The sequence below is a fragment of the Sorangium sp. So ce117 genome (genome assembly GCF_051524395.1).
GTDB lineage: Bacteria > Myxococcota_A > Polyangia > Polyangiales > Polyangiaceae > Sorangium > Sorangium cellulosum_B.
On sequence record NZ_CP150309.1, the window covers coordinates 703834 to 724653 of the forward strand.

General features: G+C 73.0%; 11 protein-coding genes. 6 read left to right on the top strand and 5 right to left on the bottom strand.

What is annotated here, in order from left to right; genetic code table 11:
• Positions 1–21: 21 nt before the first annotated feature.
• The 5 genes from WMF46_RS02700 to WMF46_RS02720 form a co-directional block, all read right to left on the bottom strand.
• Entirely contained in the window at positions 22–1068 is a 1047-nt protein-coding gene (locus WMF46_RS02700; RefSeq protein ID WP_437984155.1) for a hypothetical protein, read from the bottom strand.
• The gene (tyrS, locus tag WMF46_RS02705) at positions 1061–2290 is read right to left on the bottom strand and encodes a tyrosine--tRNA ligase (RefSeq protein ID WP_437984156.1); all 1230 of its coding nucleotides are present in this window, start codon (positions 2288–2290) and stop codon (positions 1061–1063) included. Before tyrS ends, WMF46_RS02700 begins: the two co-directional genes overlap by 8 nt.
• 158 nt (positions 2291–2448) lie before the next feature.
• Positions 2449–2793 carry an HU family DNA-binding protein gene (locus WMF46_RS02710; RefSeq protein WP_437297590.1) on the bottom strand — a complete coding sequence of 115 codons (345 nt, stop codon included), beginning with the start codon at positions 2791–2793 and terminating at the stop codon, positions 2449–2451.
• A 134-nt stretch (positions 2794–2927) separates the two neighbouring features.
• Positions 2928–5330 (bottom strand): hypothetical protein, encoded by a 2403-nt coding sequence (locus WMF46_RS02715; protein ID WP_437984157.1) that lies wholly within the window; start codon positions 5328–5330, stop codon positions 2928–2930.
• Between the two features lies 1 nt (position 5331).
• The gene (locus WMF46_RS02720) at positions 5332–7593 is read right to left on the bottom strand and encodes a hypothetical protein (protein WP_437984158.1); all 2262 of its coding nucleotides are present in this window, start codon (positions 7591–7593) and stop codon (positions 5332–5334) included.
• A gap of 584 nt (positions 7594–8177) precedes the next feature.
• Between WMF46_RS02720 and WMF46_RS02725 the strand changes: the two genes are divergently transcribed.
• The 6 genes from WMF46_RS02725 to WMF46_RS02750 all read left to right on the top strand — a co-directional run bounded on the left by WMF46_RS02725 (position 8178) and on the right by WMF46_RS02750 (position 20722).
• Complete coding sequence (locus WMF46_RS02725; protein WP_437984159.1) at positions 8178–10607, top strand: thioredoxin domain-containing protein; 2430 nt, start codon at positions 8178–8180, stop codon at positions 10605–10607.
• Between the two features lie 463 nt (positions 10608–11070).
• Positions 11071–12966: a GAF domain-containing protein gene (locus tag WMF46_RS02730; RefSeq protein WP_437984160.1), complete on the top strand. Its 1896-nt coding sequence runs from the start codon at positions 11071–11073 to the stop codon at positions 12964–12966.
• A 12-nt stretch (positions 12967–12978) separates the two neighbouring features.
• Entirely contained in the window at positions 12979–14670 is a 1692-nt protein-coding gene (locus tag WMF46_RS02735) for a sensor histidine kinase (RefSeq protein WP_437984161.1), read from the top strand.
• Complete coding sequence (locus tag WMF46_RS02740) at positions 14667–15665, top strand: TIGR02757 family protein (RefSeq protein WP_437984162.1); 999 nt, start codon at positions 14667–14669, stop codon at positions 15663–15665. The genes WMF46_RS02735 and WMF46_RS02740 overlap by 4 nt, the downstream gene beginning before the upstream one ends.
• Positions 15666–16484: 819 nt before the next feature.
• On the top strand, positions 16485–17684 hold the full coding sequence (locus WMF46_RS02745; RefSeq protein ID WP_437984163.1) for an alpha/beta fold hydrolase: 1200 nt from the start codon (positions 16485–16487) through the stop codon (positions 17682–17684).
• A gap of 134 nt (positions 17685–17818) precedes the next feature.
• A complete protein-coding gene (locus WMF46_RS02750; protein WP_437984164.1) occupies positions 17819–20722 on the top strand; it encodes an MXAN_6577-like cysteine-rich protein in 2904 nt (967 codons plus the stop codon).
• Positions 20723–20820 lie beyond the last annotated feature (98 nt).

A 20820-nucleotide genomic window follows, 5' to 3' on the forward strand; every position in this document is an offset into this window, starting at 1 on the left:
AGCGGCGAGGCGCCGCCGCGCCTACCGCAGCATCTCGGCGAGCCGTTCGCCGGTCGCCGCCGCGAGCCCCCGGGCGAGCGCCCGCGGGTTCAGCTCGACCGCGACGGCCACCGCGTCCGGCGCGTGGGTGGCGAGCGGCGGCTCGACCGGCGCGTCCAGCCCGAGCAGGTGGCCGAACGAGCCGCCCGCCAGCTCGTTCCAGGCCGCCAGGAGCTCCTCCGAGGCGGCCTCCCCGCTCGCCGAGAAATCGCCCGCCACCGCGATCGCGAGCGCGATCCCCTCGCGGGCGCTCGGCCTCGCGGCCGCGCCCACGGCGGTCGCCGCCGCGAGCAGCCCCCGCGCGCCGTGGGCGAGCTCCCCGTCGAACGGCCCCGGCGCGAACGCGCGCACGGGCGCCGGGCCGAGGCGGGCCTCGAGCGCGCGCAGCGGGCCGCCCGAGAGCGCCGCGGGCGAGCGCTTGAGGCGCCCGAGCGCGTACAGCGACGCGACGCGCGCCGGCCCGCGCAGCGGGCTGCCGCCGTCCTGCACGCAGGCCACGTCCTCGCCGAGCAGCACCAGCGCGTGCGGTCTCGTGCCGATGTCGCCCGTCACGCGCACGACGTCCGGGCGATCGAGCGCGCGCCGCTCCTTGCCCGTGAGCCGCCGCCGGAAGAGGCGCTCGATGGCGCGCGGATCGCCGCTGTGGCGCGCCACGTAGAGCGTGGCGCCGCCCGCCGGCCCGGCGCCCGCGTACGACGCGATCGCGGCCTCGCGCACCTGCCGCAGATCGACGCCGGTCGCGCGGGCGTGCCGGGCCAGGTTCTCCTCGGGCGCCACGAGCGCGATCGACGGGATGAGCCACGGCACCGCCGCGACCTCGCGGGGCCGGACGAGGACCAGCCACCTGAGCCCCGCCTGCGGCAGGAGGCGTGTCAGGTCCGCCGTGGCGAGCGGCGGCAGCGGCGGGCTCGGCCGGGCGGGCGGCCGCGGCGCGCCGCCGCACGAGGGCAGCGCGAGGCCGAGGGCGCAGCCCAGGACGCCGCCGAGCACGGCGCGCCGGCGAGGCGCTCGCCCGCGCGCGTCAGCCAACGACGAGGTAGGCGAAGCGGCGGTTCTTCGAGCCGACGCGGACCAGGTAGCGCTTCCCACGCTCGAGCTTGAGCTGCTCGTCCTTGACCACCTCGCCCTCGAGGTGCACCGCGCCGCCCTTCACGAGGCGCCGCGCCGCGGAGGTCGACTCGGCGAGCCCCGCCAGCGCCAGCGCGTTGGCGATCGGGATCGTGTCGCGGTCGCTCGCCACCTGGAGCTCCTCGATGTTCTCCGGCAGGCCGCCGGCCGCGACGCTGCGGCGCCGCTCGAGGGCCGCGCGCGCGTCCTCCGCCGAGTGGAAGCGGGTGACGATCTCCTGCGCGAAGAGCTCCTTCACCGCGATGACGCCCTGCTCGCCGCGGAGGACCGCCCCCCGCAGGGCGGCGATCTCCTCGGGCGGGCGCGACGACAGGAGCTCCATGTACCGCCAGATCACGCCGTCATCGACGAGCATCAGCTTCTGCAGCATGTCGAACGGCGGCTCGGTGATGCCGACGTAGTTGTCCGCGCTCTTCGACATCTTGGCGCCGACGACCTTCCCGTCCTCGACGCGCGCGTTCGTGCCCTCGAGGAGCGGCATCGTCATCACCATCTGGGCGCGCTTGCCGTAGCGGGGCATCAGGTCGCGCGCCACGAGCAGGTTGAAGAGCTGATCGGTGCCGCCGAGCTCGATGTCGGCCTCGAGCTCGACCGAGTCGTAGGCCTGGAGGAGCGGGTACATGAACTCGTGCACGTAGATGGGCCGCGCCTCCTCGTAGCGCTTCTTGAAGTCGTCGCGCTCCAGCATGCGGGCGACGGTGTACTTCGCGCAGAGCTCGATCATCTGCGTCGGATCGAGCTTGTTCAGCCACTCGGAGTTGTAGCGGACCTCGGTCCTGTTCTTGTCGAGGACCTTGAACGCCTGCGCCTGGTAGGTCTCCGCCGCGGCGACGACCTCCTCGCGCGAGAGCCGCGGGCGCAGCTCGTTCTTGCCGGTCGGGTCGCCGACCATCGCCGTGAAGTCGCCGACCACGAAGACCACGTGGTGCCCGAGCTCCTGGAACTCCCGCATCTTCTGCATCACCACGGTGTGGCCGAGGTGGAGATCGGGCCGGGTCGGGTCGAAGCCGGCCTTCACGCGCAGCGGCTTGCCCTCGCGTATCCGCTCCTCGAGCTCGGCTCGGACGTGGAGGTCGACGACACCCTTGCAGAGGATCTGGAGCTGACGTTCGGCGGGGACCATGGGGGCCCGCTTCTACCGCGCAGCGGAACCGCCCGCCAGGGGGGGCGACGCGCCTCGGCGCGCGGAGAGGGCGCAGGAGCGAAGAGGGCGCCGCGAGCGACGTCGTCACGTCGCCTCGCCGTGGGGCGCGTCACGTCACGGACGCGCCGCGCGCCGCCTCATTCGTCGTCGGTCTCCTCGTCGTCCTCGTCCTCGTCGTCGTCGTCACCCGAGATCGCGTACGCGCGGCTCGCGTTGACGAGCTCCTTGAGCTCCTTGCCGACCTTGAAGAACGGAAGGCGCTTGGCGGGCACGGGCACCGGCTGGCCCGTGCGCGGGTTCCTGCCGCTGTAGGGCTTGTACGGCCTGACCGTGAAGCTGCCGAACCCGCGGATCTCGATGCCTTCGTTGCGCTGGAGCGCCTGCGTCATCGCGTCGAAGACGCAGTTCACCACGAGCTCCGCTCGAGCCTTGGTGAGCTCCCCCCGTCCCGCGATCGCGTCGATGAGCTCGCTTTTCGTCATGGTCGACCTCCCCCACCCGAGCGGACCGCCGCCGGCGCTCGACTTGCCGCTTTCCACCGCAGAGCTCCAGGGGATGCGCCGCTCCAGGAGCCGCACGACAACAGAATCCTATGAAAAGCTCGCATGTTACGGGACTAGCGGTCAACCGAATTCCCGCCCACAACGGAGAGCGCGTCGAGCGCGAAGAGGGCTCCGGTTTCTCCCTGCCCGGTCTGCCTGGTCTCCCACGTTGCCGCCGCGTCCTCGCGGGCGAGGGAGAGCTCGATTCCGACGGCACCCTCGGGGATCGGATACGGCGGGAGCTCGGCGCAGGCGAGCGGCGCGCCGGGGGGGCTCGGCGCAGCGGGCTCGACCCGCCAGATGTGGAGCAGGGCGCCATCGACGAGGAGGCGCACCTCGCCGGCGCCGTCGCCGGAGAGCGCCACGCGCGGGCTGATCCGGGCGCCGCGGAGCCAGGGGGCGGGCAGGCCGACCCGGACGACCGCCTCGCCGCGCCCCGCCGCGTGCACCGCGAGCAGGCGCCCGCCTGACGCGCACGTGCCGCCGGCGTGCTCGGGCAGCGCGAAGGCGCCGCGCTGGTCGCGGGGCGGCCACAGCGACTCGCCCTCGATGCGGGCCTCGCCGGGCGGCACGGCGTCGAAGACGAGCGGCGTGATCGAGACCGAGGCGAGGCCGCCTCCGTCCGGGATCGTAAAGCGGTAGCGGTACGCGGGGGGGCGACCGCGGGCCTCCCACGCCATGCGGTCGATCGCGTCGCCTCGGTAGCGCAGCACCGCGATGTCCTCCGGCGCGGGATCGAAGCCGAGGTTGAAGCCGTGATCGGTGTCGACGAACACGAGGCCGCGCGAGACGCCCGCGCGCGCGACGGCTCCGGGGTCGAACATGGGCAGGCCGCCCTCGCGATCGCGGAGCGCGGCGTGGTCGAAGCCCGCGCGGAAGGCGAAGCCGGCGAGCGGGAGCGCCGCCGCGAGGAGCGCAGCCGGGAGGAGCGCTGCCGGGAGGAGCGCGCCACGCCGGCGCGCGGGGCCGCGCTCCGCGTGCGCCGCCGTCGCAGCGCGCTCGGCGAGCGCGAGGGCGGCCATCGCCGCGAGGACGTGCTCCACCGGCAGCACGTCGGCGAAGAAGCGCGCGCCGCCTCCCGGGTAGTTGCCGTCGAAATAGAAGGGGGCATAAGCGGCGACCTGGAGGAGCGGGGCGATCGCGAGGGCGCGCGAGCGCGGCCGCCGCCAGGCGATCACGGCGCCGGCGAGCACGAGCAGCGCGAGCGGCTCGGCGTTGAGCGCGTCCACGAGGTGGAGCTTCAGGCGGCGCAGCGTCGTGCCGGCAGCCGCCAGAAAGCCGTATCCTTCCGCGAGGTTGTGGCGGACGAAGTCGCCGTGCTCGCCGAGGCAGCCGACGCCGGCGCCGAAGCCGTAGCGGAAGCAGCCGGGCGGGCCGTCCGAGACCGCGTAGTACGCGGCCTGCGACGAGGCGAAGGCGCCCGTCGCGGCGCGCTGGTGGGCCGCGAGCAGCGCGAGGCCGGGGAGGGCGCCGATCGCCATCGCCGCGGCGAGCCGCGCGAGCCGCGGCGAGGGGCGCGGCGGCGGATCGCCCTCGCGTGTGCCGGCCGCCGCGCTCCCCGGCGCGATCGCCGGCAGGATCACGAAGGGCAGCGTCGCGGCGAGCGCCAGCGCGCTCGGCGGGCGCGTCGCCGCGAGCCAGCCGGCGGCGAGCCCGGCGAGCGCGGCGGCGCGGACCGCCGGATCGAGGGGCCCCGTCGCGGCGCCCGTCGATGCGGCGGCGCGGGCCTCGTCGAGCGCGCGCCGCGCCGACGCGAGCGCGACGGTGAAGCAGAGGGCCGCGAGCCCGTGCGACATCGTGTCGGCCGTGTGGTAGCGGAGCGCGGCGCAGAGCGCCGAGAAGAGCGCGGCGACGAGCGGAACGAAGCGGATCGGCGCGGCGCTCCCGGACGGGGCCGGGCCCTCCGGCGCGAACCGCGCGGCCAGGTCGTAGGTGGCGATCGCGAGCGCCGCGGCGAGCGCTGGGCCGACCGCGAGCGGCGCGCCCGCGAGGAAGCCCAGCGCGAGCAGGGCGGGGTAGCCCGGGGGGAAGAGGACCGCGACCTCGGCCGCGCCGCGCCCGGCCATCGTGTCGCCCATCGCGTCGCTGCGGACGAGGAAGCGACCGAGCACGGAGGCCGCGGGCTCATCGACATCGAGCGGCCACGCGAGGTAGCCGGCCGCCATCGCGCGCGCCTCGAGCCAGTAGCTGGTCGCGTCGATGATGCGGGGGCCGCCCCGCAGGTAGACCGCGACGTACGCGGCCGAGAGCAGCGCCGCGACGACCGAGAGGGCCGCGGCGATCGCGGCGCCCAGGGCCGCGCCGGAGCGGGGCGCGGGGTCGCGGCCCGAGCGCGCGGCGCCGGGGCGTGGAGGCGCGGGGCCGGCCCGCGCGGTGGCGGGCGAGCGGCGGAGGAGCCAGGCGCCGGCGAGCAGCGCGGCGAGGGCGAGCGCGAGCGCGATCCATTGCGCGGGGTCGCGGGGCAGGCCGGCGCGCACGTCACTGTCCGGCGAGCGGGCGCGCGCCGGCGCCGCGCGCGGGGCGATCGAGGATCCAGACGTGGTGATCGACCCACTCCCCGTCGACCGGCGTGAGCGTGAGCGTGAACGTCTCGGGCAGGCCCTCGGGGAGGTCGAGCGAGGCCTCGGTCCAGCCGCCGCTCCTCTTGAGCGCGAGGTGGCCGATCTCCCGGCCGTCCGCCGTCGCGCGGATCGTGGCGGCGCGGGGCGCGGCGGTGCGGACCACGAGCCTGCCCTGGCCCTCGCGGGGGGCGCGAAGGCGGGCCGCCTCGCTCCTGCCGCCCGGGATGACGCGCCCCGCGTCGAATCGATCGTGCCCTGATCCGCGCAGATCCGGGAGGACGCTGAAGCCGACGAAGCCGGCCTGAGGCCGCGGGAAGGCGTAGCCGTGCTCCCGCTCGCTCACGAGATCGGCGACGTCGAGCTCGTCGACGATCCGCTCGTCCTCGCGCATCGACGCGGGCGCCTCGCCGTGCGCGAGCGGGCTCCAGTCGGCCTGGTAGATGACCTTCTCCGCGCCGCCGCAGATCACGTTGCCGACGACGGGGATCGCGGCGATCCGCCTGCCGAAGATGGCCGGGAGGTCGCCCCACCAGCCCGGGTAGATGGCCAGCGTGTCGGGGCGGTCGTCGGCGGGGATGCGCTCGATGAGCTCCAGCGAGGCGCCCAGGCCGTGAACGCCCGCGCGGGCGAACGGGAGATCGTGGTAGCCGCCGAGCCCGATGATGTCGAGGCCCGGCCGGTCCGACGCGTAGAGGAGCGCGCCCGCGTCGCCGACGAGGACGCGGCGCACGTCGAGCTGGGCGAGGAGCTTGCCGGCGACGAGGTGCTGATCGCGGATGTTGCGGCTGGCGCGGCCGAAGAACCAGATCTGGTCGCGCATCCTGGGCAGCTGGTGCGCCCAGAAGAGCGCGGCCACGGCGAGGGCGAGCGCGACGCGCGCGCACCAGAGGCCGCGCGAAAGGGCGCCGCCGCGGGCCGCGGCCGCGATGCCGCCGAGGGCCCCGAGCCGCGCTCTGATCCCGGCCGGGGCGCTCTCTGGCCGCTCCTGGCGGCGCTCGCCGCCGTTGGCCCACGCGGCGCGCGCGACGAGCAGCGCGAGCCCCATCGCCGCGAGCACCAGCAGCCAGGCGACCGCGGGCATTGTGTAGCGCTCGTTCTGCCAGCGGACCTGACCGTTCAGGGCCACGAGCGCGAGCCACCCGGCGACCTGGACCCAGAGCAGCGCCGCGGCCCCGCGGGTCCTGCGCGAGGCGAGGGGGATGAGCGCGAGGGCGGGCACGAGCCAGCCCCAGGGGAGGGCGTCCGAGAAGTGGTGGTTGGTGTTGCGGGCGACGACGTACGTCGCGAGGAACTCGTAGGTGTCCCACTTCTCGGAGGACGTCATGTACGGGTTGTTCAGCGCCAGCTTGGCGATGGCGCCGCTCGCCGCCCATTCGCCGGTGAACACGCGGTTGGCGACCGCCTGGGCGAGGCACGCGAGCGCGCCGGGCACCGACGTCCGGAGCAGGGTCGCGATCGCTGCGCGCGCGCCGTGGGCCCGCTTCACGGCGATGGCCGCGTACACGCTCAGCGCCGCCACGCAGATGACCGACTCCGGCCGGGTGGCGTAAAGGAGCGCGCCGGCGAGGCCGGCGGCCCAGCCGAGGTGGGCGAGGCGCCTCGGCGGCGCCTCGGCGCGCGCGCCGTCCATCGTCCGCGCCGCCCCCGTCGCCCGCTCGCGCGGCGCGTCGGCCGCGCGGGCGACCGAGAGCGCGGCGAGGGTGGCGAGCGCCCAGACGCCGAGGTGGAAGGCGTTCTCCATCCCGCTGAACAGCGACCAGTCGAGCGCGCCGATGGAGAGCGCCACGGGCGGCAGGAGGTACTTCGCCCAGCGCCCGACGGGATCGAGGAGGCGCGCGCCGACGAGCAGGAAGCCGAGCGTCGAGGTGCACGCGACGATCGCCGCCCACTGCATCAGCAGGACGCCGCGGAAGCCGACGAGATAGCCGAGGGCGAGGACGAACGGGTAGCTCAGGCTCGTGTTCCCGCTCGAGAAGCCGTTGCCCTCGGACCACTCGAACGGGTACCCGCGCGCGGTGGCGCGGGCGTAATCGAAGTGGATGAATACGTCGTCGAGCGGCGCCGACCACATGCCGCCCGTCTGCTGGTGCATCGCGCTGTAGAACGCGACGGCGGCGTAGAGGACGCATGCGCCGGCGTAGGCGGCGAACAGGACCGGATCGACGCGCGGCCAGGCCACGACCAGGCGATCGATCCAGCCGGGTGGCACCGCCGGGCCGGCGCTCCGGGAGGTCGCGGTCCCGGTTCCGTCCATTCCGTCGGGGGAGGCGCTGCTCGGCCGGGGCGCTGCGCTTCCGGGCGGCGAGGAGGGACCAGGGTCGGCGCTGGACGGTGACACGCGGCTCTTTTACACGACTTTCACGCAGCCTGGCCCGAGGAGCCCGCCTGCGAAGGCTGAGGCCGCCAGCTCTGCCCAGCACGTTTGCAAGCGGCTGCTTCAGGATTGAAATGGGAAAGTCATTTTACTAGCGAAAGTCCACGAACTCCGAAGGGAAGCTCCTGGCCCGCATCCTGCTCATTAAGCAGGTTCAGAGCGCCCGTGACGGTCTCCCCCCCACCGTCGAGCGGGCGCTCTTTTTTTGTCCGTCGCCTCCGGGCTTCAGGCGAACCGACCCACGGCGGCGTCTTGGCGGGTGATCGCTGTCTTTGCCGCCGCGACTCTCGTCGTGCGCCTGTTCCTGCTCCGGTGCGCCGCAGCCCGGGCGACCTGAGGGCTGGTCGTCCGTGTAGGATCCTGCGACGGATCACGACCCACGAGGCCCCATGCCTGCGTCAGCCCCTGTTTCCCGCCTGTTGTTGCTGCTGTTTCTCTGGAGCCTGCTCGCGGCGTGCGCGCCGGGCTCCGCGACGGCGCCCGCGGTCGAGCCGCCGAAGACGGTGGTCCTCCCGCCGCCCACCGCGCCGACTGCTGCCGTCGCGGCCGAGCCGGAGCCGGGCACCGCCGTGCCCGTCACCCGCGCGGATCCGTGGTGGGGCGAGCCGCTCGCGCCGGTGACCCTCGTGGTGTGGGGCGACTACGAGTGCCCCTTCACCTCCAGGTACATGGCGACGCTGGAGCAGCTGAAGGAGGCCTACGGGCCCGATCGGCTGCGCATCGTCTGGAAGCACTTCCCGCTCGCGTTCCACAAAAATGCGCGCCCGGCGCACCTGGCGGCCGAGACGGTGTTCCGGCTCGGCGGGGCCGAGGCGTTCTGGAGATTCCATCAGCTCGCCTTCGCCAACCAGCGCTCGCTCACGCCGGAGTCGTTCGATGCGTGGGCCGCCGAGGCGGGCGTCGATCAGGCGGCGTTCCACGCGTCCTTCGAGGAGCAGCGGCACGCGCCGAAGATCGACCGGGACGTCGAGGCCGGCAAGACCGCGGGCGTCACGGGCACCCCGGCGACCTTCGTGAACGGGGTGCTCGTCAGCGGGGCGCGGCCCATCGACGACTTCCGGCCCATCGTCGACGAGCAGCTGCGGGCGGCCGAGGATCTCCGGCGATCCGGCGTCCCGCAGGAGCGCGTCTACGCGGCCCTGTCCGAGCAGAACAAGACGCGCGCTCCGGCCCCGAAGCCGCCCACGCCGCCGGCCCCCGAGGACACGACCGTGTGGAAGGTGCCTGTCGACGGGTCGTCCACCCGGGGCAACTCGGACGCTCCCGTCACGCTGGTCATGTTCTCGGACTTCGAGTGTCCGTTCTGTCGCAGGGTCGCCCCGACCGTCGACGGCCTCGAAAAGAAGTACGGCGCTCAGCTGCGCGTCGTCTTCAAGCACAACCCGCTCCCCTTCCACGAGCGGGCCGAGCCCGCCGCGGAGCTCGCGCTGGAGGCCAAGGCGCAGAAGGGCGACGCGGCGTTCTGGAGCGCGTACGAGCTCTTGAAGACCGGGGGCCTCGAGGACGCAGACCTCGCGGCACACGCGAAGACCCTGGGCCTCAACGTGGCCCGCGCGCAGAAGGCCATCGCCGCCCGGAGCCACGCGGCGCGCATCGAGCGCGATCAGCGCCTCGCCGACGACCTCCAGGCGAGGGGGACGCCCCATTTCTTCATCAACGGCAGGCGGCTCGCCGGCGCCCAGCCGGCAGCGCAGTTCGAGGCCCTCATCGACGAGCAGCTCGCGCTCGCAGCGAAGCTCGTCGCGGCGGGCACGCCGCCCGCGAAGGTCTACGACGCGCTTCAGAAGGACGCGAGGGCTGGCAACCCGCCCGAGCGGATCCTCGCCCCCGCGCCGACCAGGGACAACCCCGGCAAGGGCGCGAAGCCTGGCGCGAAGGTGACCATCCAGATGTTCGCCGACTTCCAGTGCCCGTTCTGCAAGCGCGTCCAGCCCACGATCGACGAGGTCATCGCGGCCTATCCGGGCAAGGTCCGCGTCGTCTTCAGGCACCTGCCGCTCCCCTTCCACGCGCGGGCGCCCCTCGCCGCCGAGGCGTCGATCGAGGCGTTCCGGCAGAAGGGCGAGGCCGGGTTCTGGGCGATGGCGCAGCGCCTGTGGGAGGACCCGTCCGAGAGCGGGCTCGGCCGGGGGGCACTCGAGGGCCACGCGGCCGCGATCGGCCTCGACGTGGCGAAGTTTCGCGCCGCGCTCGATTCGGGAGCGCACCGCGCGGCGGTCGAGGCGGATCAGAAGCTCGCCGAGCGCCTGCACATCACCGGCACGCCGTCCTTCGCCATCAACGACTACTTTCTCGGCGGGGCGCAGCCGATCACGCACTTCAAGCGGCTCGTCGCCAGGGCGCTCGGCCCGCACGATCCCCCCACGAAGGAGTCGCTTCACGGCGCGAGCAAGCCCGCGGTCCAGCCGGCCGCAGCGCAGCCGGCGCCGGCCCAGCCAGGGGCGGCCCGGCCGGGCGCGGCGCAGCCGACGCCGGCCCAGCCCCCTGCGGCGGTCGGCCAGATGGGGGCGAAGCACCTCCTCATCATGTATGCCGGGTCACAGCGGGCCCCGGCGCGCATCGTTCGCACGCGGGACGAGGCGCGCGCGCTCGCCGAGCAGGTGCTCAAGAGAGCGCAGCAGGGGGCGAGCTTCGAGGACCTCGCGGCCCAGTACAGCGACGAGCCGGGGGCGGCGGCGCGCGGCGGCGACCTCGGCACCTTCTCGAAGGGGATGATGGTGCCCGAGTTCGAGCAGGCGGTGGAGAAGGTCGCTGTCGGCGCGCTGAGCGGGGTCGTGGAGACGCCGTTCGGCTTCCACATCATCCTGCGGACGCGATAGCGAGCGTGGGCGGGCCCCTTGCAGGGGCCGAGCTGCGCACGAAGCGAACTGCAGAGTCGAGCATCACGGATCGTCCCCGGGCTGGATCGGAGGTACGCCGGGTATCCCGCTTGCGCGCAGGACGGCGGATCGCCTGGAGACGAGCGGCGCGGGGTGGCCCCATTCACCGCGCGCTCCATGGCGCTGCCTCCACGGGGACACCCGGCGGCCGTTCAGTGGACGAACGGGTTCGTCCGCGGCGCCCCGCCTCGCCGCGCGGGCGGCGTGATTTCAGGACAGGCCCGATTCTTCTTGCCGGTCCCGGTTGAGAAGATTTCGCGCCATCTTCCAAAGGCGTCCGCGCGCTCTCTGCGCGGTCCCGTGCGGCCTGCGCGTTGACCCCTCTCGCGCGCGTCGAGTAGAACGATCTTCGCGCCCGAGCGCGCCACCCAGTCAGCGCCAGCGCGGATTGGAACCGCAAACGATGCGTTGGTTCGTCGAGATCTCGTCGTTAGGCCAGAACGCTCCGCCGAGCAGGAAGGTGTGCGTCGAGGCCCCGCAGTGGCAGCCCGCGCTGCAGAAGGCCCGGGCGCTCCGCGGCGATGGGGGCCCGCTCAACAATTTCTCGGTGGATCTGCTGGAGAGCGGCTACCGAGCGATCGATCCGGCGACGCGCGTGCGGTACGTCGTGCAGCGCGCCCCGGACGACGCGGCGCTGACCGACGGGACCGACACGCCGGCGGGCGCCTCCCCGGCCGGGGCGGCTTCTCCAAAGCCGGCCGAGCCAGCGGGGCGTGTCGCAGGGAAGCGCCCGATCGCGCCCACGGTCCCGTTCATCTCGATGGGGACCGCGCTCCTCGTCTCGGAGCCAGCGGGCGCCCAGGCGCAACCGGCGAAAGGCGGCGAGGCCGCGCCGGGGCGGGATGCGCCGCAGGAGCGAGCCGCCGAGCCGGAGCGAGCGCCCGCGGAGCTGCCGCCGTATCAGCTCATCTCGCAGCGCGAGGAGAACCCGTCCGAGCGCTCGCCGCTCACGTACCGAGAGCTCGTCTATGCGGTCGCCACCGGCACCCCGCGCGATCTCGTCAGCGCGCTGCTGATCGATCGGCTCGAGCGCGCACGGCAGCGCATCGACGACGCGCGACCGGGGAAGTTCATCCATATCGCCGTGTTCGATCACGTCTTCGACGGCCGGCCTCAGCGCAGCCCGCTCGCGACCCTCGCCTGGAAAGACTGGCGCTCGGCCGAACCCGAGATCCAGTTCCGCCCGCGCACCGGCGGCACCGCACCGCCGCCGGCCATGCCGCCCGCGGACGTGGCGCCGCCGGTTGCCGTGCCGCCGGCCGTTGCGCCGCCTGCGGACGTAGCGTCGCCGGTTGCCGCGCCGCCGGCCGTTGCGCCGCCTGCGGAGGTAGCGCCGCCGGTTGCTGCGCCGCCTGTGGACGTGGCGCCGCCGGCAGGCGCCGCGCCGCCTGCGGACGCGGCGCCGCCGGCTGCCGCGCCGCCTGTGGACGTGGCGCCGCCGGCAGACGCCGCGCCGCCTGCGGACGTGGCGCCGCCGGTTGCCGCGCCGTCGGCCGACGCGGCGCCGCCTGCGGACGCGGCGCCGCCGGCAGACGCCGCGCCGCCTGCGGACGGGCCCCCGCCGGCCGCCGCATATTCTGCGAACCTGCCGCGGCCAGCCCTCACGCCGCCGGCCGACGTGGTGCTGCTCGCCGTGCCGGCCGACCAGCAGGGGGCGCCGCCGCGTCTCCAGCTCGTCCCGGAGCCGCCCGATGTCGCTACCCCCACGCCGGCTCCCCCGCGGCGGCGCTCCTCCTTCCCTCCGAAGAACGGGCGCCTCTCCGGCGACGACCTCATCGCCGAGCTGTTCGAGGCGTGCAGCGACCTGCACTTCCTCCAGGACACCCTCGCGGGCGCCGACTTCATCCTCGCGCTCACGCTCGACAAGATCCCCTGCGCCTTCGGCCTCGTGTCGCTGTTCGACATCAACCGGCGCGAGTTCGTGGTCGTCCGGCAGTACGGCGGCAAGAGCGCGCTCCTCGCCAGGCTGTCCGAGCGGGCGCCGCTCCCGCTGGCCGCGATGCGGTCGAGGCGCGCCGTCGTGGTGCCCGACGCGGCCAAGGACGAGCGCGTCGTGGACGAGCGGTGGAAGGCGATGGGCGTCGAGCTCCGGAGCGTCATCTGCGCGCCCGTCGAGCTCGCGGGCCGCTACCTCGGCCTCCTCGAGATCGGAAACCCGCTCGACGGCAAGCCGTTCTCCGAGAGCGACGGCAACGCGCTCACCTACATCGGCCAGCAGTTCGCCGAGTTCGTCGGGGCGCGCGGCGTGGTCCTCGAGCCCGGCCTCGTGACCGCGGGGGCCAAGAAGGCCGCCCGCTAGCGGAGCCGAGCGATGGACCTCCTCCCCTCCGCTGGGAAGCGCCATCGCGTCCCGTACTTCGCCCTCGTCCCCGCCATCGTCGTCGCCGTGCTCGTGCTCGGCGGGATCGCCCTGCGCACGACGCTGCAGATCGAGAAGGCGCGGCAGCAGACCGTCTTCGACGCGACGCTCACCCTCGCCGACGAGCGCGTCGACCGGCTCGACAAGCTGATCATCGCCCAGGACAACGTCGTCGCCGCGCACGTCGACGTGGCGAACCTCTCGGTCATCGCGCGGCGGTGGCTCCCCACGGCGGCCCGCGAGACGCCGACCGTGCGCGCCATCCTGGTCCTCGACATGGACAACGAGGCGCACGACGTGCTCGCGTTCGCCTCGCGCGGCGCGTCCGGGCGGGAGGACGACGCCTTCCGCAAGCTCCTGCTCGCCCGCCTCCTGCCGCAGATGAACTTCACCGGCGACACGACCGAGCTGCGCCACCTCCACCACGTCATCGATCAGCAGAGCCTGCTCGTGAGCTACTGGCAGCGCGAGCACGCGGGGCGCAAGTGCCTCATCGTCGCGTGGCACGAGGTGCCGCGCCTGGTCCACGAGGTGATGCCCCGGCTCTTCCGCGACCTCGATCGCGAGAAGAGCCGGATGAACGTCATCGACGAGGAGGGCCGCATCGTGTTCGGCCCGCCCATCATCGGCGGCGAGTTCACCGTCGGGCGCCCCTTCCCGACCACGCTCTACAACTGGCGCCTCCAGATGGCGCTCACCACGGCCGAGGAGCTCGGCGAGAAGGTCGAGCGGCAGCGCCTGATCGAGATCCTGATGGTCGGCTTCTCGGCCCTGGTCGCGCTGGCCGGGCTCGCGATCGTGGTGCTCGCCTCCGTGAACGAGCGGCGGCTCGCGGCGCTGAAGAGCGACTTCGTCGCGAACGTGTCCCACGAGCTCAAGACGCCGCTCTCGCTGGTCCGCATGTTCGGCGAGCTCCTCCTCGGCGGCCGCGTCCCCAACGACGAGAAGCGCCGCCAGTACCTGCAGATCATCGTGAGCGAGAGCGAGCGGCTCACCGCGCTCATCGAGAACGTCCTCGATTTCGCCCGCGTCGAGCGGGGCAAGGCCGCCTACGAGTTCGCGCGCGGGAGCGTCGCCGAGGTGGCGACGCGCGCCGTCGACATGTACCGCTACCGCGCCGAGCGCGAGGAGATGACCGTCGAGCTCACGATCGCCGAGGGGCTGCCCGAGGCGCTCATCGACGCGCGCGCGCTCGAGCTCGCCCTCGTGAACCTGCTCGACAACGCGCTCAAGTACGCGAAGGACGGCGGCCGCGTCGCCGTCGCGGTGGAGGCCGAGGGCGGGGGCGGCGGGCGCCTCGCCGCGCTGACGCGCCAGGCGAGGCAGGTCACCATCCGGGTGAGCGACCGCGGGCCGGGCATCGATCCCGACGAGCAGAAGCACATCTTCGAGCGCTTCGCGCGCGGACGGCGGGCGAGCGAGCGGCAGGTGCGCGGCAGCGGGATCGGGCTCGCGCTCGTGAAGCACATCGCCGAGAGCCATGGCGGCGCCGTGCGTGTCGAGAGCCCGCTCACCGACGACGGGCGCGGCAGCGCGTTCGTCGTGTCGCTCCCCGCGCTGGAGCACGACCGGGAGGCGCAAGAGCGCGCCGCGAGCGCCGAGCCGATCGCGGCCGATCCGGCGCCGGACGCGGGGTCGCCGTGAGGGCGCGCGGGCGCGGCGAGGCGGCGCCCCGGCCGGGCGACGTCGCGGTCAAGGCGGCGCCTCAGCAGCGGAAGGACGCCGCGGTCAAGGCGGCGCCTCAGCAGCGGAAGGACGCCGCGGTCAAGGCGGCGCCCCGGCCGGGCGACGCCGCGCGGGGCGCCGCGGTCAAGGCGGCGCTCGACGGGGTGCGCGCGCGGTGCGCCGTCGAGGAGCGCCGCGCGCGAGACCCTGTCTCCTTCGTCCATCGCTACACGGACCCGGCCGATCAGGAGCTCGTGGCGCTCATCGCCGCGTCGCTCGCCTTCGGCAACGTGAAGGCGCTGCACGCCAAGATCGGCGAGGCGCTCGAGCGCCTCGGGCCGGAGATCGCCCTCACCGCCGACGACGCCCGGGCCGTCTCGGCGCGGCTGCGCGGCTTCCGGCACCGGATCTACCGCGATCGCGACCTCGTCGGGCTGATCGTCGGCGCGCGGCGGGTGCAGCGGGCCTCGGGCTCGCTCGGCGCCGCCTTTGCGGCCGAGCTCTCGCGCACCCGCGACCTGCGCCAGGCCCTCGGGGCCTGGGTGCGGGCGATCCGACGCGCCGGCGGCCTCGACCGGCGTCCGGACGACCGCGGAGCCGCGCACATCCTCCCCGATCCCGAGAAGGGCAGCGCCGCCAAGCGGCTCATGCTCCTGCTGCGGTGGATGATCCGCCCCGCGGACGGCGTGGACCTCGGCCTGTGGCAGGTGCCCCCGTCGGCCCTCCTCATCCCGGTCGACACGCACATCGAGAAGCTCGGCTACAACATCGGGCTCACCGATCGCAGGGGCGCCACCTGGAAGACGGCAGAGGAGATCACCGCGGCCCTCCGCGGCTTCGATCCAGCCGACCCGGTCAAGTACGACTTCGCCCTCTGCCACCTCGGCATGCTCCAGCAATGCCCGTCGCGGCGCGATCCGGTCCGCTGCCAAGGGTGCGGCGTGAAGCCGGTTTGCCGCCACTGGGACGAGTGAACACGCCCCGCACGGCAGATTTCCGTCCGGAACAGCTACAGCCCCGATCAGATCGAGAACGCGAAGGCCTTCGAATTTGAATCGGATTGCAACTGTGATTTTCAGTCGTGCAATGGTGGCTGGTCGCGTTTGGTGTAAGTATTTGAAATTCTATCCTGCGTGGGGTGGCACGGAGCCTGCAAAATGACACGCGAGCGCCGTCGCGGAGACCTTCCCCCCCCAGGTCCGCGAGGCGCTTTTTTCATTTTGTCTCCGGCAAGCGCATGAGCGCGGCCGTCCGGCAGACGGCGCGGCAAGAAGAGCGCCGCAACCGAGCCCCCCCGAGCTCTGCTGCGGCGTTCTTCTTGCCGTGCCCCCTTTCGCGGGTGCTTACGGGACCCTTGCCAGCTCTCTCCTCGCCCTGGTGTATTGCGATCCGCATGCCACGTTCCGGGTTGGTAGATCTGGAACCTTTGTGCACGCCTGTGCTGGAGCTCTCGATCTCGCGCCACGGTAGGCCTGGGCACATGATCATGTCCCCGCGAGACGCGAATCCCAGGGAAAACGCGCCGTTGCCAACGTGCGTTTCCACCAGGGGCAGTCGCCCCACGCGCTGTCCGGCGCGATGGGGTGGAGTGGCTTCCGGAACGCTGTGTGACTTTTTCACGCGCTCCAGGAGATGATCGTGAAACGTGCTGTTCCCATGGATTCATGATCATCCAGACGAGCGAACTGGGTTGCGGCCTCGACGAGCGACTGGCCTGTGTTCCGTCCATCCTGGTGAAAAGAATGTCGAGGTTGCCTGCATGCGGAAGCAACGCCAGCAGGTAGATTGACCGTATGGTCTGGACATTCGGGGCAACCCTCCTGGTGGCGCTGGCGCTCGCGGTGCTGGCGGCGATCGGGCTGTGGGCGCACCTCCTTTACTGGGTCAAGCGGCTGACGCTGCCGCTCGAGTACAGCGTGGAAGAGGTCCTGCGGACCGAGGATGGCGCGCCGATCGAGATCCGCCGCGTCCCGCGCCCGGACGGCGCGGAGGCGCAGCCGGACCTGCCGCCGATCCTGCTGGTCCACGGGATCGCCGCGAACCACAGGAACCAGGACATTCACCCCGATTACTCGCTCGCTCGCCACCTCGCCACGCTCGGACGCGACGTGTGGTTGCTGACGTTGCGCAGCGGCCGCCTCCTCACCCGCGCCGAGCGCCGCAGCGTCCGGTTCTCCGCCATGGTCCGGTACGATCTTCCCTGCGCCATCGAGGCGATCCTGGAGCGCACCGGCGCCCGTTCGCTGGATTATGTCGGCTTCTCCATGGGGGGCATGCTCCTCTATGCGGCGCTTGGCCGGAGCGTCGCCGGCGATCGGGTCCGCCGCGTCGTCATCGTCGGCTCGCCTGGCCGGGTCACCACGCCGGTGCGCCTCATGCGCTTCCTGCCGGGCCGGCTGCTGCCGGGCGTCCCGCTCCGCCTCATGGCACGCAGCGTCGCTTTCGCGTCGGAGTGGCTGCCGACGCCGATCCATCACGCCGTGGCCAATCCGCGCAACGTGCCTCCCGGCGTCACGCGGCTCGCGCTCGTCAACTGCATCGAAGACATCCCAGCAGCGCTGAACGCCGACTTCGCCGCGTGGATGGCGAGCGACGGGGAGATCCGCGTGGACGGCGAGAGGGTCCTGGACGGCCTCGCCTCGGTCGCGGCGCCAGCCCTGTTCATCGCGGGCAGCGCCGACAGGATAGCGCCCGCCCCGGCGGTGCGCGCGGCGTTCGATGCATGGGGGCGCGATCGCCCGGAGACGCCGAAGCGCTTTCTCGTGCTCGGGCGCGACTTCGGAGCGCGGGAAGATTACGGTCACGGCGATCTGGCCGTCGGCGCCTATACAGGCGTCGAGCTCTTCGAGCCGATCGCTCGTTTCCTCGGCCCCGATCTGCAGGCAGAAGACGCGCCGGGGCCCGAGACGGGCGCTGTGGCCCTGGAGGCCATCCAGGCGCGTCAGCCGACATCCGATGAGACCGCTCCGATGCCGGATCTCCCGGCCGCCTGACGCCCGTGGAGGTCGAACGCGCGCGCGTGGACGTGCGCTGATCGACGATTGCAGAGCGAAAGCGAAGAGGCGTATCCTCGGCGCCGGATCTCTCGGAGCCACGCGGTGGCCGGCCTGTCCGCCGAAGGATGTTCATGAGTCACCCCGGATTGCGCGCGAGATTCGAGCCGTCGTTGATGGCGCTCTGGCTGGCGGTCGCGGCGCTTGTCGCCCTTGCCGCCCTCGCCGCGTCCTGCGCGGAGGACCCGGCCGCCGCGCCGTGTGATGACGGCCTCACGCCGTGCGGGGGAGCGTGCTTCGACACGCAGGCCGATCCGGACCACTGCGGCGGCTGCGAGGGCGTCTGCGCGAGCGGGACGCGGTGCGAGGCGGGCGTGTGCGTCGGCGGGGGCGGGGGCGGGGGCGGGGCAAGCGGCGAGCTGTGCGCCTCCGGCCTCGTGGCGTGCAGCGGCGGCTGCGTCGACCTCGCCACCGACGCCGCCCATTGCGGGCGCTGCGGACAGGAATGCGCGGCCGAACAGCGGTGCGAGGGCGGCGCCTGCCGCTGCGCCTCCGGCTTGACCGAGTGCGGCGGCGGCTGCGTGGACGTGAAGAGCGATCCGCTGCATTGCGGGACCTGCGAGGTCCGTTGCCCCCTCCACGAGACGTGCGTGGAGGGGGCGTGCGTCTGCGACGAGGGCTTCGCGGTCTGCGGCGGCAGGTGCGTCGATCTGGCCGTCGACCCGGCGCACTGCGGCGCGTGCGGCGCGGCGTGCGCCCCGGGGCTGTTCTGCCGGGAGGGCGCGTGCGCCTGCGCCGCCGGCGACTACGAGGACATCGGCTCGACGGTCCCTCAGCTCCTGACGGGCACCACGGTCGGCGCGGAGACCTATTTCCCGCTCGCCTGCATGGCCGTCGGCTCGACCCAGTTCGTCTACAGGTTCACGGCGGAGGAGGCCGGCAGGTACAAGTTCGACACCGCCGGGTCGAGCTACGACACCGCCATCGGCGTCCTGGACTTCGACGCCTGCGAGGAGCTCGCGTGCAACGACGATCGCGGGGGAGCCGTGACGGGCAGCGCCTCGGCGGCCCTCGAGGAAGGGCAGAGCGTCCTCCTCGTCGTCTCGGGCTACGACGGCGCGCAAGGCGACTTCGCCCTTCACCTCGACCGGATGGCGCCGCCGGCGTGCCCGCTCGACACCCTCGCGACGGCGCTCCCGCTGAGCATCACCGGCGACACCTGGGGGCTCGGCGACGCCGTCTCGACGGGTTGCGGTTCAATCGACACCTCCGACGCGAGCTATAGCTTCACCGCGCCGCGCGCTGGCAGGTACATCTTCGACACGTCCGGCTCCACGTTCGATACCGTCCTCGAGCTGCGCAAGAGGTCCTGCTCCGGGGTGGTGATCTCGTGCAACGACAACGAAAGCGCCATGGGAGCCAAGACGTCGCGCCTCGTCGCGAACCTCGCCCAGGGCCAGACGGTGGTCGCGGTCGTCGACGGCATCGACGGCGGAGCCGGGCCATTCACGCTCAACGTCTCCGAGTACGTGCCGCCTCCATGTCCGGAGTTCACGCTCGGCACCACGTTTCCGCAGAGGGTGACGGGCACCACGGCTATCCCGGATCGCGTGAGCGCGCTCCGGTCGCCCTGCACCAGCGACAGCGGCCCCGAGGCCACCTATGCCTTCACCGCGCCGGCGACCGCGCTCTACACCTTCGATACCTTCGGCTCCTCCTTCGACACGGTCCTGCACGTCCACAAGGGGACATGCAGCGGCGCGAGCGTCGCGTGCAACGACGACACCTCTGGCCAGCAATCGCAGGTGAAGGTGATGCTCCGCGAGGGAGAGACCATCTCCGTCGTCGTGGACGGCTACGCAGCAGTCGCCTCCGGCCCCTTCGAGCTCAACGTGAACCAGACCTTCGTCCTCCCGTGCCCGCTGATCGATCTCGGCTCGACGGTGCCTCAGACAGTGACGGGGACCACCGCGGATTCGGCCGACGTCCTGCGCCCGAGCTGCGGCGGCGGCGGCGCCGGCGAGGTGACCTACCGCTTCATCGCGCCCGCGGCCGGCACCTACATCGTCGATACGCTCGGATCGAGCCTCGACACCGTCCTCTCCGTCCTCGGCGGCAGCTGCACCGGGGCCGAGCTCGCGTGCAACGACGACGCGCCGGGAAGCGAGCAGTCGCGGCTGACGCTGGAGCTCGCCGAGGGGCAAACGATCGTCCTCCTCGTGGACGGCAGCGCCGCGGGCGCGTCGGGCGATTTCACGCTCAACATTGCGCCGTTCTCCGGCGGCGGCACCTGCTCGACGGCGATCGATCTCGGCTCCGTCGTCCCGCAGCTCGTGACAGGGAGCACCGCGGAGCGGCCCGAGTCCGTCCGCCCGTCCTGCGGCTTTTCGTCGAATGCTCCAGACATGATCTACCGCTTCACCGCGCCGGAGGACGGGCTCTACATCTTCGATACGTTCGGATCGAGCTTCGACACGATACTCCAGATCTTGAAGGAGAGCTGCACGGGGACGTCGCTCGGGTGCAACGACGACACGGACGGTCAGCAGTCGCGTGTCGCCCTCAGCCTGGCCGCCAATCAAACCGTCCTCGTCGTCGTCGACGGCCTCGGATCGAGCTCCGGCGACTACGTGCTCCAGGTGGACCGGTTCACCGGCCCAGGGACCTGCGCGACGGCGATCCACCTCGGATCGCCGCTGTCGCTCACCAGGACCGGCACCACGCGCGGCCAGCCCGACGCGGTGAGGCCGACATGCGTGTCCGCCGCGTTCGCGTCCTCTCCGGAGACAGTGTTCACCTACACCGCCCCGATCCGCGGCACCTATGTCATCGACACGATCGGTTCGTCGTTCAACACCGTCCTTCACGTCCACACGGGGGGCTGCGGCGGCACCGAGAAGCAATGCAACGACGATCTGACCAGCTCACGAGCGTCGAAGGTGCAGATCGATCTCGTCCCCAACCAGACCATCACCGTGGTCGTCGACGGGTATGACGGAGCGTCCGGCGACTTCACGCTGAAGATCGCCAAGCTCTGAGTCCGCGCTGGATGTGCCCTGGCCGGCCCGACTCGCGTCGAGCCCGCGAGGGCGCCTCTCCACGGCGCGGCGAGCGCGGTCCGGACCGCGGCTCGACC